This window comes from Streptomyces sp. NPDC001634, assembly GCF_040298185.1.
GTDB lineage: Bacteria > Actinomycetota > Actinomycetes > Streptomycetales > Streptomycetaceae > Streptomyces.
In genome coordinates, this window is record NZ_JBEOZU010000008.1 from 92871 (window position 1) to 107757 (window position 14887).

Genomic DNA, 14887 nt, shown 5'->3' on the forward strand with positions numbered 1-14887 from the left:
CACATCGAGCGGCATGACCGAGGGGCCGACGCAGCGGCAGCAGAGGAGAGGCACATGGCCAGGGACAGGAAGCAGAAGCCGAAGCTTCCACTCGTCTACAAACCCGTCGGGTTCGCCTTCGGCTGGGCGGGCGGAGTCCTCGCGGGGCTCGCCTTCCGGAGGACCTGGAAGGCGATTCGCCACGAGGACGACGCGCCCGACGCGCTCGACAAGGACCGTGGCTGGGGCGAGGTACTCCTCGCCGCGGCGCTCCAGGGCGCCCTCTTCGCCGTCGCCCGCAGCGCGGCGGACCGCACGGGGGCCAAGGCGATAGAGCGCTCGACGGGCGTGTGGCCGGCCACGACGAAGGGGGGCCGGGACTGAACGCGCCCGCCCGCATACGTTCCCCGGGCATCCCCGTCCCACGGATTCAGTCCCCCGGATTCAGTCGGCCACGAGCCACTTCCTGTCGCGCCTCGCCCCGCGCCAGGACAGCTCGCTCACCTCGCGCCACGCCCGAACGCCACGTGGGGCCTACGGTCCGGTGATCTCCGCCAGTCGCGCAGCCGCCGCGGACAGCAGCAGGTCGAGTGCGGCCGGGTAGGAGCTGCGGCGCATTTCGGGAACGAGATGGCGGGCCGTCGCCGCGATGTTCGGGTGCGTGTCGGCGGGCAGTCGGGCGTACGTGGCGCGCCACACCTGCGCCTCCGCCTCGAGTGCGGCGCGCGGCAGGGACGCGTTCGCCGCGTCGAGGGCCGCGAACGCCAGGGCCTGGTCGACGAACGCGTGGTAGATCCGTACGGCGTCGGGGTCGGGGAATCCCGCCCCGCGCAGTACGCCCAGGATCGTCTCGACGGCCTCGATCTCGTGCGCCCGTCCGGTCACCCGGTACGAGCTGAGCACCGATGCCTGCGGGTGCGCCAGGGCCCCGGCGTGCATGCGCAGCCCCAGTTCCCGCAGGTCGGTGCGCCACTCGCCGGTGGGGCGCCAGATGCGCAGCGTACGGCCGATGAGCTCGTCGGCGATGGCGAGCAGCAGATCGTCGGTGTCGCGGAAGTACCGGTACAGGGCGGTGGGGTCGGCGCCCAGGGCGAGGCCGAGGCGGCGGACGGTGAGGGCGTCGGCGCCGTGCTCCTTCAGCAGCCGCAGCGCGGTGTCGACGATCAGCTCCTCGGAGAGGACGACACCGGTCTTGGTGGGGCGTCGGCGCCGCCGTGCGGTGGGCGGAACCACTCGTTCGGTCATGTGCTCTCCTGGTCTTTCGACGGCTCCCCGCTGCCGTCCGGCGGCCTTCGAGGGTCTTCAGGATCTGCCGACGACTCCGGCCCGGGTGCGGGCACCTTATGTCAACAGCGTTGACCTGTTAAGGCCCCGGGCAGTTTCATTTCCGGTCACCGGGCCGGATTCAGGCCCCTCGGTGCGATCGGAGCCGGTCATGACACGGACCCCGTACGGCGCGGACCCTCCCGCGCAGCCGTCCCTGCGCAAGTCCCTCGGCGTCCTCGACGGCGTCGCCATCGCCGCCTCGAGCACGGCGGCGACCACCAGCATCGGTATCGGTCTCGGTGTGACGGCCGGCGTGGTCGGCCTGCATCTGCCGGCCATCATGCTGCTGGCCTTCCTGCCGATCCTCGGGATCGCGGGCGCCTACTCCCGGCTGAACCGGGTGGAACCCAACGCGGGCAACGGCTATGTGTGGGTGGGCCGTTCGCTCAATCCCTGGCTCGGATTCCTGGTCGGCTGGGTGAACATCGTGGCCACGGTGGCATTCCTCGCGTACACCACGGCAGTGACCGGCTCGGCCGTGCTCCAGCTGGCCGGGGAGGCCGGCGTCCATCGCGTCGCGGGCCTCGCCCTCGTCCCGGGTTCGACCGCACAGACGACGGTGGTGGGCCTGGTCGTGCTCATCACGGTCACCGTGACCGCGGTCACCGGCGTCCGCACCGCGGCCCGGCTGCAGACCGGATTGCTCGTGTTCGAGTACGTCGTCCTGCTGGGCTTCTGCGGATACGGGATCGTCACCGGCCCGCACGCCTTCAGCCTGAGCTGGTTCGACCCGTTCGCCATCCCCTCGGCGTCGGCGCTGGCGCAGGGGCTGCTGCTGTCGGTGTTCTGCTACTGGGGGTTCGAGGCGGCGTTCAGCGTGAACGAGGAGGTGCGCGACCCCCGCGACGTCTCCCGGGCCGGCCTCACCACGCTCATCACCATGCTCATGCTGTTCCTGCTCGGCTCGGTCGCCTTCCAACGGGTCCTGTCGGAACAGGAGCTGGCCGGACACGGCGCGCAGGGTCTGGCGTACTTCGGCGACCGGCTGGCCTCGCAGCCGCTTGCCGCGCTGCCGCTGGTGGCGCTGATGTTCTCTGCGGTGGCCTCGCTCCAGGCGGGTGTGATCCCGACCGCCCGCTCGATGTTCGCGATGAGCCGGGACCGTACGCTCGGGCCGGTGTGGTCCAGGGTGAACCGGCGGTACGGGACTCCGGCCGCGGGGACGCTGCTGATCGGCGCGCTGGCCGCCGCGGTCGCCGCGCTGGCGCTGGTCATCCCCCGCCTCGCCGACATGATCATGGCCACGGTCAACGCGGTCGGCATCGTCGTCGCGCTCTCGTACGCGCTCACCGCACTCGCGGCGGCCGTGCGCTTCCGGGGGCTGCTGCGGGAGGACGTGCGTCAGGGCATCCGGGCCGTGGTGCTGCCCGCCCTCAGCGCGACAGCGCTGCTCGGGCTCGGCGGCTACCTCGCCTGGTCGTTCTACACCTCCACCGACCATCTCGCCCTCCGCGCGGACAACGGCTGGTTCCTGCTGCTCATGCCCACGCTGATGATCGTCTCCGGGTTCGCGGCCGCCGCCTGGGCCAAGTGGGTGCGCAGGTCGCCGTACTTCCGCACGGGCCATGGCACGGACGCCGACGCACCCCAGCTCCTCGCCACCCCCAGCTGAGCCCTGGCACCCCTTCACGATCCTTCGAGAAACGGAAACCATGCAGGCCGATCTCCTCTTCACCGGTGGCCCCGTCCTCACCCCGGACGGGCCCACCACCACCTCGGTGGCGGTCGTCGACGACCGGATAGCCGCCGTCGGCGACGCCGAGGCACAGGAACTGACCGGTCCGAAGACCGAGGTCGTCGACCTCGCAGGGCGGCTGCTGCTGCCCGGCTTCCAGGACGCGCACATCCACCCGGTCCCCGCCGGGCTGGAACTCACCCAGTGCGATCTCACGACGGCGAAGACCGCGCGGGAGACGCTGGCGGCCGTCCGCGCGTACGCCGACGCACACCCGGACCGTGAGTGGATCACCGGCGGCGGCTGGTCCATGGAGGCGTTCGAAGGCGGTATGCCGACCAAGGAGCTGCTCGACGCGGTGGTCCCGGACCGGCCGGTCTATCTGCCCAACCGTGACCACCACGGCGCCTGGGTCAACAGCCGTGCCCTGAGGCTTGCGGGCATCACCCGGGACACCCCGGACCCGGTCGACGGACGGTTCGAGCGCGACGCGTCCGGCGAGCCCACGGGCATGCTCCAGGAAGGGGCCATGCAGTACGTCGGCCGGCTCACGCCCGCGGCCACCCCCGCCGACCGGCTCGCCGCACTGCTGCACGCCCAGCGGCATCTGCACGCGCTCGGCATCACCGCCTGGCAGGACGCGCTCGTCGGCGACTTCCTGGGGATGGACGACCCCTCCGAGGCGTATCTTGCGGCCGCCCGCGACGGCTCGCTGACCGCTCGGGTCGTCGGCGCCCTGTGGTGGGACCGGGAGCGCGGAGCCGAGCAGATCCCGGAACTCGTCGAACGACGTGCCGCGTTCAGCCAGGGTCTGTTCCGCGCGAGCAGCGTCAAGCTGATGCTGGACGGGGTCGCCGAGACCGGGACGGCGGCGCTCCTGGACCCGTATCTGGACGGGTGCGGCTGTGCCACCGCGAACCACGGCACCAGCTTTCTCGACCCCACCCAACTGCCCTCGTATGTCTCGGAGTTGGACGCCATGGGTTTCCAGTGCCACTTCCACGCGCTGGGCGACCGGGCCGTACGGGACGCGCTGGACGCCATCGAGGCGGCCCGCAGGGCCAACGGGCCGAGCGACACCCGGCCGCACCTGGCCCATCTGCAGATCGTGCACCCCGACGACGTCCCCCGCTTCGCACGGCTCGGCGCCACGGCGAACATCCAGCCGCTGTGGGCCGCGCACGAGCCGCAGATGGACAAGCTGACGATCCCGTTCCTCGGACCGGAACGGGCCGCCTGGCAGTATCCGTTCGGCGCGCTGCTGCGGTCCGGGGCGACGCTCGCGGCGGGCAGCGACTGGCCGGTCAGCAGCCCCGATCCGATGCGGGGCATCCACGTCGCGGTCAACCGGGTGAGCCCGGGCGAATCCGGGCCGGTCTTCCTGCCCGCGGAGCGCATCGGCCTCACGACCGCGCTGACGGCGTACACCGCGGGATCGGCGTACGTGAACCACCTCGACGAGACCGGAACCATACGCCCCGGCGCACTGGCGGATCTGGTGGTACTGGACCGCGATCCGTACGCCGGTCCGCCCGAGGCGATCGGTGAGACGGGCGTGGCGCTGACCTATGTCGGGGGTGAGCGCGTGTACACGGCGCCCGACGCCTGAGCGGGCGCGCACCCCGGGGATGTCACCGTCAAGCCCGGGCGACGCCCCCGGGAGCTTCCTGGACATCTGTCCAGCTATAGTGGACAGCTGTCCAAGAAGTAGCCGAGTTCACGGATGGGTCCCTTGTCGATGGAGATCGTGGCGAATGTGCTGGTCGGGCTGGTGGCGGCCCTGCACGCGTACATCCTGGTGATGGAGATGTTCCTGTGGGAGAAGAAGCCGGGGCGGGGGTTGCACGGGTTCGATCCGGAAATGGCGCGGGCCACGGCGCCGATGGCCGCCAACCAGGGGCTCTACAACGGATTCCTGGCGGCCGGTCTGGTGTGGGGGCTGATCGCCGGTGATCCGACCGGGTTCCGTGTGCAGGTCTTCTTCCTGGTGTGCGTGGTGATCGCCGGTGTGTTCGGGGCCGCCACCGCCAACCGGCGGATCCTGGTCGCCCAGGCACTGCCGGGCGCACTCGCCCTGGCCGCCGTACTCGCCGCGCAGTGACGGCCGTGCCGCCGGAGGATCCACGGGCGGCCCGCACCCGCGCACGGCTGCGCGAGGCCCTCCTCCAGGAGTGCGCCGAGCATCCCCTGGAGGACGTCAGCGTGGCCGCTCTGGTGCGCCGTGCCGGGGTCGGGCGCGCCACGTTCTACGTGCACTACACGGACCTGGAGGCACTGGCGGTCGACGCCTGCGCCGATGTCGTACGGGAGGCCGTGGACGCGCTGCACGCCTGGCGGGGCCGCCCGGACCCGGTGCACGCGCCCGAGGCGCTGCACGGCTTCTTCGCCGGGCTCGCCCCGCACGCCGCCCTCTACCGCACGCTCCTCACCCCCGGCGGCAGCGGCCCGCTCGGCCGTGTCCTGCACCGCGATCTGCGGGCCCGCAGCCTCGCCGAGCGCGAACTCGTGGGCGCCGCCGACGCGCCCCTGGTCGCCTCCGCCGTGGCCGCCACCTTCGCAGGCGTGCTCGCGGACTGGCTGCACGGTCTCATCGACGCCACGCCGCACCAGATCGCCGACCATTCCTGGCAGTTGCTGGTCGCCCTGCACCGCAGCCGGTGAGCCGAAGGTGTCAGCGTGCCGTCTGGAACGTGCGCCGGTAGGCCTGCGGTGAGACACCGATCGCCGCGTGCAGATGCTGCCGCAGTGAGGCGCCTGTGGCGAAGCCGACCTCCCCGGCAATCTGATCCACCGGCAGGTCGGTGGACTCCAGCAGATGGCGGGCCCGGGCGACACGCTGCTGGATGAGCCAGCGGCCGGGGCTCATGCCCACCTCCTCGTTGAAGCGGCGGGCGAAGGTGCGCAGGCTCATCCGGGCATGACCGGCGAGGTCGGCCAGCGCGAGCGGCTCACCCAGACGCTCCAGTGCCCAGACGCGGGTGGCGGCCGTGCCGGCCGCCGTGGGCTCGGGCACGGGCTGTTCGATGTACTGCGCCTGGCCGCCGTCCCGCCACGGGGGCACCACACAGCGCCGGGCCACCTTGTTGGCCAGCTCACTCCCGTGGTCCTTGCGCACGATGTGCAGACACACGTCGACGCCGGAGGCGGCCCCCGCCGAGGTCAGGATCGTGCCGTCGTCGACGAACAGCACATCGGGGTCCAGCGCCACCTGCGGGAACATCCTGCGGAACTCATCGGCCAGTTGCCAGTGCGTGGTCGCCCTGCGGCCGTCGAGGAGCCCGGCGGCGGCGAGCACGAACGCGCCGGTGCATATGGACACGATGCGGGCGTCCGGCCGGATGAGCGCGAGTGCAGCCGTCAACTCGCCGGGGAGGCTGGGTAGTTGCCCGGTGACCAAGGACGGGACGACGGGCGGGATGACCACGGTGTCGGCCGTGCTCAGCACCTCGGGTCCGTGCTCGACGGCCACCGAGAAGTCGGAGTTGGTGCGGACCGGTCCGCCGTCGACCGTGCAGGTCGTCACCTCGTAGCGGCCGTCCGCCGCGCCGAGGATCCGGCTCGGAATGCCCAGCTCGAATGCGTAGACGCCATCCAGCGCCAGGACCACTACCCGTTCCACGACTGCCATGGCACGATCCTATCGAACATTGGCAATCGTGCCATTTCCCGGGCGGTCCGCGCCCGGCACGCTGAAGGGCATGAGCACTGCGAACACGATGCGCGCGATCAGCCAGGACGACTTCGGAGGGCCCGAGGTCCTCAAGGAAGTGGAGCGGGAACGGCCCACGCCGGGGATGAGCGAGGTGCTGGTGCGGGTGCATGCGGCCGGGCTGAACCCGACCGACTGGAAGCACCGGGCCGGCTTTCCCTCCGTCGACCGGCCGGTCCCGGTCCTCGGGTGGGACGTCTCCGGAGTGGTGGAGTCGGTGGGCGGCGGCGTCACCCTGTTCAAACCCGGTGACGAGATCTTCGGAATGCTGCCGTATCCGCACGGAGCGGGTGCGCACGCCGAGTATGTCACCGGCCCCACCCGGGCCTTCGTCCGCAAGCCGGCCGGGATCGACCACATCCAGGCGGCCGCGCTCCCCCTTGCCGGGCTCACCGCCTACCAGGCGCTGGTCGACACGGCCGATGTGCGGCCGGGACAGCGGGTGCTGATCCACGCGGCCGCGGGCGGCGTGGGGCATCTGGCGGTGCAGATCGCCAAGGCGCGCGGCGCGTACGTCATCGGTACGGCAAGCGCGGCCAAACACGGCTTCCTGCGCGAGCTGGGCGCGGACGAGGTGATCGACTACCGGGAGATCGACTTCGCCGCGGGGCTCTCGAATGTCGACGTCGTCCTGGACACCCTCGCCGGTGACACGCGCACCCGGTCCCTTCGGGTACTGCGCGAGGGCGGTCTCCTGGTGTCCATCCTTCCCTTCGGTATGGACAACGACGCCGAGCGCGCCGCCGAGAAGGCCGTCCGGCTGGAGGGGCTGCTCGTCGAGTACGACCATGCGGGCATGCAGGCCCTCGCCGACCTGGTGCAGGAAGGGAAGCTGCACGCCCACATCGATACGACGTTCCCGCTCGCCGAGGCGGCGAAGGCGCACGCACTCGGCGAGACGGGGCGGACGACGGGGAAGATCGTCCTGGTGGTGCGCTGACGGCGGTCAGAACGTCAGCACGGGCTTGATGGTCTTGCCCGCGCTCATGTCCCGCACCGCCTGGTCGATGTCCGCGAACGGATAGGTGCTGATCAGGCGGTGCAGCGGCAGGCGCCCCTCCTTGACCAGCTGGACGAGGGCCGGGATGAAGGCCTGCGTTTCGCTGTCGCCGAGCGTGATGCCCACGATCTGCTTTCCGGGGAGCAGCCCGTTGACGTCCAGGGCCACATCGGTGCCGAACGGCGGGGCTCCGACGACGACCAGGGTGCCTCGGGCGGCGAGCGCGTCCGCGCCCTGGCGCAGCACGCCGACGTTGCCGGTGGTCTCCACGACCCCGTCCGCTCCCTGCCCGTCGGTCAGCAGCGCGAGCGCCTCGCCGAGGTCGGCCTCGGACGCGTTGACGGTGTGTGTGGCGCCCAGTTCCCTGGCCAGGGTGAGGCGTTCGGCGAACCGGTCGACGGCGATGATCTTCGTCGCCGGGGTCAGGGCGGCCGCCATCACCGCGGACAGGCCCACGGCTCCGGCGCCGAGGACGACGACCGTGCTGCCCGCCCGGGGCTTGAGGACGTTCCACACGGCGCCGACCCCGGTCTGCACGCCGCAGCCGAGCGGGGCGATGGACTCCAGCGGTACGTCGGGGTCGACCTTGACCAGGCTGCGCTGGTCCACCAGCGCCCGTTCGGCGAAGGAGGACTGGCCGAAGAAGTGACCGCCGAGTGGGGTGCCCTCGCGGCTGATGGTGCTGGAGCCGTCCGTACGGCGGCCGCCGATCAGGTTCAGCGGCAACCACGTGGCACAGTACGCCGGGTGCCCGTCGTCGCAGTTGCGGCAGCCGCCGCAGGAGGTGAAGGACAGCACGACATGGTCGCCGGGCTCCACGCCCGTCACGCCCGGACCCACGGCCTCGACGACACCGGCTCCCTCATGGCCGAGGACGCCGGGCAGCGGGAACGGCAGGCCGCCCGACGCCACGCTGAGGTCGGTGTGACACAGGCCGGTGGCGACCATGCGGACCAGAGCCTCGCCCGGACCCGGGGTGTCGAGTTCGATGTCGGAGAGAGTGAAGGGCGCTCCCCCGGACTCGACGACGGCGGCGCGAGTGATGGTGGACATCGTACGAACTCCTCTGTGAAATGGGTCGAGTTGGCGTCCCGCACGCGGCGTGCGGGTCAGTCGAGCGAGACGACGACGGACTTGACCTTGGTGTAGGCGGCGAGGGCCTCGGGTCCGTACTCCCGGCCGAAGCCGGAGTCCTTGACGCCGCCGAAGGGAACCGCCGGGTCGAGCATCGCCCAGTCGTTGATCCAGACGATGCCGGCCTGCAGGCGTTCGGCGATGCGGTGGGCACGGGCGAGGTTGGCCGTCTGGATACCCGAAGCCAGGCCGTACGGCGTGGAGTTGGCCAGTCGTACGGCCTCGTCCTCGGAGTCGAAGGGCTGGACGGTGAGGACGGGACCGAAGATCTCCTCCTGCACCACCCGGGAGTCGTTGGCGAGGCCGGTGATCACCGTCGGCCTGTAGTAGTAGCCGCCGTCGAGGTCGAGCCGCTCACCGCCTACGACAACCCGTGCGCCCTCCTTGCGGGCGAGGTCGACGTATTCCTCGACCTTCTTGAGGTGCTTCTCCCCCGCCATCGGCCCGACGACGGTCCCCGGATCGCGCGGGTCACCGACGGGCACCCCGGCGACCGCCTCGGCAAGGATGCCGACCAGGGTGTCGTGGACCGGGCGGGCCACCAGCAGCCGGGGGCCGGCCATGCAGAACTGGCCGGTGTTGAAGACGAAGCCCTTGATGACCGCGCCGACCGCCTTCTCGACGTCGGCGTCCTCGAAGACGATGTGGGCCGCGTTGCCGCCCAGTTCCATCATGACGGTCTTGAGCCCTTCGCCCGCCACGCTCGCCACGTGCCGGCCGACCGCGGTGGAGCCGGTGAAGGCGATCTTGTCGACGCCGGGGTTGCGCAGCAGCGCCTCGCCCGCCACCGGTCCGGTACCGGTGACGACGTTCACTACGCCGTCCGGGACGCCGGCCTCCTGGAGCAGCCGGGCCATGTAGAGGGCGCTGAGCGGGGTCTCCTCGGCGGGCTTGTGCACGATGGTGTTGCCGGCCGCGAGGGCCGGGGCCAGCTTCGAACCGGCCAGGATCAGCGGGAAGTTGAAGGGCGTGATGGCGGCGACCACGCCGAGCGGCTCGCGCCGGGTGTACGCGAAGGCGTTGAGCGGGGTGTCGCGGGTCGCTCCGTCCTGGCTCTGGGCGAGGGAGGCGTAGTACTCGTAGTCGTTGGCCGCGTTCGTCACGTCCACGGCGCTGCACAGTGAGATCGGCTTGCCGACGTCGAGGCTCTCCAGGGCGGCGATCTCCTCGGCGTTTGCACGGACCAGCCCCGCAACGCGGTGCAGCACGCGGCCGCGCTCCCGGCCGCTCATCCGCGCCCAGGGCCCGTTGTCGAAGGCGTCCCGGGCGGCGCGTACCGCGGCGTCGACGTCGGTGGCGGCCGCCTCCGCGACGGTCGTGACCACCTGGCCGGTGGACGGGTCGATCACATCCATACGGGCACCGTCGGCGGCCTCGCGCCACTGTCCGCCGATGAACAGCTGCCCGGGCTCGGTCTCGAAGGTGGTGGCCATGGCCCACTCCCCAGCGTTGATCGCCAAAGTTTCAACCAACAGGTTTCCTGTTGGTTCGCAGTCTCATTACAGACAGGTTTCCTGTCAATGGTCTAGGGTGAACGCATGGTCGGTACAAAGACACGCCCGTCGTTGCTCTACATGGTCAAGCAGGTGGAACTCGTCGTACGCTCGCACCTGGACGAGCTGGTCAAGCCCGCAGGGATCACGGCCCTGCAGTACACGGCCCTCACCGTCCTGGAGCGTCACGACGGGCTCTCGGCGGCCCAGTTGGCCCGGGACTCGTTCGTCACCGCACAGTCCATGGCCGACCTCGTACGGTCGCTGGAGAGCCGCGGGCTCATCCGACGGGAGCGCAACCCGCGCAACCGACGCGAACTGCTGATACTGCTGACCGACACCGGAAGGGAACTGCTCGCGGGGGTGGCCGGTCCGGTGCGGGAGCTGGAGGAACGGATGGTCCGCGACCTCACCTCACACCAGGCCGACCAGTTCCGTCAGGCGCTGTCCAAGGCCTGGCATGCACTGTCGTAGTTCCGCCACGCAATCAACAGGACGAGTCGCGCGCAATTCGAAGACATATGTCAATCGAACATGCTCAAATTCACTCCATCGAGGGTACCTTGCACGGCGGGGCTGAGAGTGGGTTGGAGGCGATGTCGACGTGCAGCACGACTCTGCGCCGCTCACCCGGCAACTGCGGATCCATCGGCACCGCGGTCACACGGTCCTCGAGTTCCACGGCGAGATCGACGTCGTCGCGGCGTTAGAGATCACGCCTTTCCTGGACTCCGCGACGGGCCGCCCGGCGCCGCGGATCGTCATCGACCTGCGGCCGGTGGAGTTCTTCGACTGCTCCGGGCTGCGTCTGCTGTACCGGGCCAGACGCCGCGTCCTCGCACAGGGCGGAACGCTGCACCTGGTGTGCACCCATCCACTGACTCTGCGGATCCTGCGGATCACCGGGCTGGCAGAGCTCGTACCGCCGTCGGCATCGCTGGAGGAGGCCCTCAGCCAGTCGGACGCCGCCGGGTCCCTGGAGACCAACTGATGCGGTAGGTCCGCCGTCATGGAGGCCGCCTGGCCCAGAAGGCGACGGGACCTGCCCGAGCAGGTCCCGTCGCCTTCGCGTGTCTCGTCAAAGGACCGTGTGTCACATGGAACGGCGTCCGATGCGGCGCAGGAGCAACAGCCCCATGATCACAAGAACCGCACCGGCCGCGGCCGGCCACAGGTGTGCGCCGGTCTCGGCCAGTCCGCCCGTGACCGCCTGGGGTTCGGTCTGCGGCGGAGCGTACGGCGTCTCCCCACCGGCACTCGCCGGGGGTTCGGTCCGCGCCGCGGGGGTTGAGATCTCTCCACCCGTGGACGAGGTCTGCTCGGGGCCGGCCGTCCGGCCGGCGTGGTCGCCCGCCGAGTTGCTCCGCGGCGCGGTGGACGCGCCGCTGCGGGCGTCCTTGGGCTTCGCATAGACCTTGGGGGTCGCACCGCCTTGGTCGCCGTTCGAACCGCCGGCGGCCGCTCCGGTACCGGTCGCACCGGCCGCTCCCTTGTCCGGCCCACTGCCCGATCCGGTGTCCGGGGCACTCGCCGATCCGGTGTCCGGGGCACTCGCCGATCCGGTGTCCGGGGCGCCGGCCGTTGCGGTGCCCGGCGTACCGGCCGGGGGCTGTGTCGTCTGGTTGGCCCCATTGTTGCCGGAGTCGCCGCCGGCGTTTCCGCTCGACGAGGGGGCGGGAGACGGTGCCGCGGTGCCCTGTGACCGATCACCGGCGTTGCCGCCGCACTGCCGCCCTGTGTTGATGCAGTCGACCACTTGGCTCATCAGCTCATCGGTCATGACGTTGATGAAGTCGTCGTGGTCGGTGATCGGCTTGTGCAGCTGCTCCGGGAAGCCGTCCACCGCGTAGGCGTTCTTCACCTGACCGTTCTCGATGGACGGCTGCGGAACGTCGTAGACCAGGCGCATCGTCAGCTGCGGGATCGCCTTGAAGCCATTGGCGCAGTTTCCGCCCGCGTCCGCGAAGGCCACGTGCGTGCGGTGGTTGGCGCTGTCGATGTTCTGGCCGTCCCAGCAGCTCTGGAAGGCGAACGTACGGACCACCTGGCTGCCCTGCGGGCAGATCGGGTACTTGTCCGTCAGCTGCACCTTGTCCTCGAAACCGGTGCAGCTCCAGTGCGCGTTGGCATTCTTGGGACCGTTGGTGAAGGCCTTGGCGTCGCCGGTGATGATCCGCAGGAACCGCGGCATCGCGACGACCTTGCTCGTCGGGCTGCCGACGAACTTGATCTCGGCCTGCTTGGCCACCAGGATCCTGCCGATGTTGCCTTCCTTGCCGCCGCCGTCGGCGTTCTGGTCGAAGTCCTGCGTACCGTCCTGCACCCGCAGCACCGGCCAGTAGTACGACGACTTGTCCTGCTGGTTCTCACAGCTGGTCTGCGCCGCCGCGAACGTGTCGTTGGTGGCGAAGGCGTCGTTCGACTGGTTCCCGACATAGTCGTGCAGGTGGTGGGCGCCGTTCTTGACGCCGGGCGCCACGATCACGTTGTCGGTGTTGTGGTTCTTGTTCGCGTTCACACCGCACTTGGTGACGAACCCGCGGGTAGAGGCGTTTGCCTGCTGCTGTGCGGACTGCTGGACGTTCGGCTGCACGGTGGTGATGTCCACGAAGTCCGAGGCAACCGGGCCACCGGCCGTCTGGCCTCCGTTGCCCTGCTGCTGGCCGCTGCCCTGCTGCTGGCCGTTGTTCTGGCCGTTGTTGCCGCCCGTCCCGCCGTTGGCCTGGCCGCCGTTGTTCCCCTGCCCCTGGTCCGCGGCGACTCCGGTGCAGGCGGCCATGCCGTCGAGCGCGCCGGGGGCTGTGGCGCCCACCCGCTGGTAATCGGTCCTGATCCGGTCGATCACTGCGCTGCGCTTGTCCTTGAGGGGTCCGAGGATCGCGCTCTGGACGTAGTTCGCGTCGTTCGTCTGCGCCTGGCGCGTCGCGGCGAGTTGGGCGTACGCCTCGGTGATCTGCTTGTCGAGGGTCGCCAGTTCGGTGTCGACCTGTGACTTCGCCGCGCCCGGCACGCTGGTGAGCTGCTGGCCGACATCCGGGCAGTCGATCGTGACGGTCCCCGACTTCGCGACCGCGTCGCTGCTGCCCTGGTTCGAATCTCCGCCCCAGCCGCCCTCGGCCGCGGAGGCGTAGACGTTCACCGCCACCAACCCCCCTCCGCCCAAGATCAGCGCGACTGCTGCAAAGGTCGCGCGCCGTGCTCCAGTTGGGCGTCTGCGCGTGTTGCGTCTCAAGGGAGTACTCCTACACGTCATGGCCGGGCGGGCATGCAAATCCCCCTCCCTGTACGCAGAGGAGCCCGGCCGTGTTCAAGCGCCCCACGGATTCACAGCGATCTCATATCCCCGTCTATGCGCTGCGGGGCTCGTCGAACAGGGCGCTCACGGACTCGCCGTTGTGAATGCGCCGCACGGCCTCGGCCAGCGCGGGGCCGATGGACAGGACCCGCACCTTCTCGGTCCGTTCCTCGGCCGGGACCGGCACCGTGTTGGTGCACACGATCTCCAGGACGTCCGGCTGCTCGCTGAGCCGCTTGAGGGCACCGGCTGCGAACAGGCCGTGTGTGCAGGCGACGCGGATGGAGCGCGGGCCCAGCTCCCGCAGCCGGTCCAGGAGTTCCAGGACCGTACTACCCTTGGCGATCTCGTCGTCCAGGACGATCACGTCCCGCCCGGCGACGTCGCCGATGACGGAACTGATGCTCACCCGGTCGTCCGCGAACCGCTGCTTCGCGCCCGCCGCCACCTGCGCTCCGATCATCCGTGCGAAAGCTGCGGCCTCCTTGGCATTGCCGAGGTCGGGCGAGACGACGGTCGACTGCGACAGGTCGTACTTCCGGAAGTGCGCGGCGAGCTCGCGCAGGGCGTGCAGATGATCGACCGGCACCGAGAAGAATCCATGCACCTGAGGTGAGTGCAGGGTGATGGCGAGGACCCGGCTCGCCCCGGCCGCGACAAGCAGGTCGGCCACCAGCCGGCCGCCGATCGAGATCCGCGGCGCGTCCTTCTTGTCGGAGCGGGCGTACGAATAGTGCGGCATGACCACGGTGATCCGGCCCGCAGAGGCGCCGCGCGCCGCGTCGCACATCAGCAGCAGCTCGACGAGGTGCTCCTGCACGGGGGCGACCAGCGGCTGCACGAGGAAGACGTCCCGCTCGCGGCAGTTGGCCTGGAGCTGCACCTCCAGGCAGTCGTTGGCGAACCGGCTGACCCGGACCGGGCTGAGCGGCACCCCGAGATGCGCACAGACCTCCGCCGCCAGCTCGGGATGGGCACTGCCACTGAAGACGGCGATGTCACGCACGCTTCGCTCCTCGCATGATCGAAAACGGCCCGCGCCACATGCTACTGAGCCGACCTCCGCGCTCGCCTCCGGGGAAAACCGGTCGCGGCGGCCGGTGCGGACCGAGACACCCACCGGACGGCCGTTCCCGAGGACGCGCGTGACAAGCGTGGTGCGCGGGTGCGGGACTAGCCTGGGAAGTACTCGGGCGGCCGTTGAGGTCAAGGAGCTTTCCCGATGCCGATCTTGTGGCCGGCCCCCGCATCAGGCCTTTCGCTCTGTCGGATGGGC

Annotated in this window: 14 protein-coding genes; 8 read left to right on the plus strand and 6 right to left on the minus strand. The window is 70.5% G+C overall.

Features of this window, described 5'->3' with window-relative positions; genetic code table 11:
* Positions 1 to 54 precede the first annotated feature (54 nt).
* Positions 55 to 363, plus strand: a complete 309-nt coding sequence (locus ABT186_RS07480; RefSeq protein ID WP_351229468.1) for a DUF4235 domain-containing protein — start codon at positions 55 to 57, stop codon at positions 361 to 363.
* Positions 364 to 513: 150 nt separating this feature from the next.
* Here ABT186_RS07480 and ABT186_RS07485 read toward each other — a convergent pair whose 3' ends face one another.
* A complete protein-coding gene (locus ABT186_RS07485) occupies positions 514 to 1224 on the minus strand; it encodes a TetR/AcrR family transcriptional regulator (RefSeq protein ID WP_351229466.1) in 711 nt (236 codons plus the stop codon).
* 190 nt (positions 1225 to 1414) lie between these two features.
* Between ABT186_RS07485 and ABT186_RS07490 the strand changes: the two genes are divergently transcribed.
* The 4 genes from ABT186_RS07490 (at position 1415) to ABT186_RS07505 (ending at position 5641) form a co-directional block, all read left to right on the plus strand.
* Positions 1415 to 2917, plus strand: coding sequence for an APC family permease (locus ABT186_RS07490; protein WP_351924030.1), 1503 nt, complete (start codon positions 1415 to 1417; stop codon positions 2915 to 2917).
* Positions 2918 to 2957: 40 nt separating this feature from the next.
* Complete coding sequence (locus ABT186_RS07495; protein WP_351924032.1) at positions 2958 to 4589, plus strand: amidohydrolase; 1632 nt, start codon at positions 2958 to 2960, stop codon at positions 4587 to 4589.
* Positions 4590 to 4718: 129 nt separating this feature from the next.
* Positions 4719 to 5081, plus strand: a complete 363-nt coding sequence (locus ABT186_RS07500; RefSeq protein WP_351924116.1) for a DUF1304 domain-containing protein — start codon at positions 4719 to 4721, stop codon at positions 5079 to 5081.
* Positions 5078 to 5641 carry a TetR/AcrR family transcriptional regulator gene (locus tag ABT186_RS07505; RefSeq protein WP_351229460.1) on the plus strand — a complete coding sequence of 188 codons (564 nt, stop codon included), beginning with the start codon at positions 5078 to 5080 and terminating at the stop codon, positions 5639 to 5641. Before ABT186_RS07500 ends, ABT186_RS07505 begins: the two co-directional genes overlap by 4 nt.
* 10 nt (positions 5642 to 5651) lie before the next feature.
* Here ABT186_RS07505 and ABT186_RS07510 read toward each other — a convergent pair whose 3' ends face one another.
* The gene (locus ABT186_RS07510) at positions 5652 to 6608 is read right to left on the minus strand and encodes a GlxA family transcriptional regulator (RefSeq protein WP_351229458.1); all 957 of its coding nucleotides are present in this window, start codon (positions 6606 to 6608) and stop codon (positions 5652 to 5654) included.
* A gap of 70 nt (positions 6609 to 6678) precedes the next feature.
* On the opposite strand from ABT186_RS07510, the gene ABT186_RS07515 reads away from it, so the two are divergent.
* Positions 6679 to 7629, plus strand: a complete 951-nt coding sequence (locus ABT186_RS07515; RefSeq protein ID WP_351924034.1) for an NADP-dependent oxidoreductase — start codon at positions 6679 to 6681, stop codon at positions 7627 to 7629.
* A gap of 6 nt (positions 7630 to 7635) precedes the next feature.
* Here the strand turns inward: ABT186_RS07515 and ABT186_RS07520 are convergent, their stop codons facing one another.
* Both ABT186_RS07520 and ABT186_RS07525 read right to left on the minus strand, forming a co-directional pair.
* Positions 7636 to 8742, minus strand: a complete 1107-nt coding sequence (locus ABT186_RS07520) for an NAD(P)-dependent alcohol dehydrogenase (RefSeq protein ID WP_351924036.1) — start codon at positions 8740 to 8742, stop codon at positions 7636 to 7638.
* Between the two features lie 56 nt (positions 8743 to 8798).
* The gene (locus tag ABT186_RS07525; RefSeq protein ID WP_351229452.1) at positions 8799 to 10256 is read right to left on the minus strand and encodes an aldehyde dehydrogenase family protein; all 1458 of its coding nucleotides are present in this window, start codon (positions 10254 to 10256) and stop codon (positions 8799 to 8801) included.
* A gap of 105 nt (positions 10257 to 10361) precedes the next feature.
* On the opposite strand from ABT186_RS07525, the gene ABT186_RS07530 reads away from it, so the two are divergent.
* Positions 10362 to 10790 (plus strand): MarR family winged helix-turn-helix transcriptional regulator, encoded by a 429-nt coding sequence (locus tag ABT186_RS07530; protein WP_351229450.1) that lies wholly within the window; start codon positions 10362 to 10364, stop codon positions 10788 to 10790.
* Between the two features lie 130 nt (positions 10791 to 10920).
* Positions 10921 to 11307 carry an anti-sigma factor antagonist gene (locus ABT186_RS07535; protein WP_351229448.1) on the plus strand — a complete coding sequence of 129 codons (387 nt, stop codon included), beginning with the start codon at positions 10921 to 10923 and terminating at the stop codon, positions 11305 to 11307.
* A 102-nt stretch (positions 11308 to 11409) separates the two neighbouring features.
* Here the strand turns inward: ABT186_RS07535 and ABT186_RS07540 are convergent, their stop codons facing one another.
* Positions 11410 to 13569, minus strand: coding sequence for a DUF1996 domain-containing protein (locus ABT186_RS07540; protein ID WP_502973152.1), 2160 nt, complete (start codon positions 13567 to 13569; stop codon positions 11410 to 11412).
* Positions 13570 to 13663: 94 nt separating this feature from the next.
* Positions 13664 to 14617, minus strand: a complete 954-nt coding sequence (locus ABT186_RS07545; protein WP_351924040.1) for a ribose-phosphate diphosphokinase — start codon at positions 14615 to 14617, stop codon at positions 13664 to 13666.
* Between the last annotated feature and the right edge of the window lie 270 nt (positions 14618 to 14887).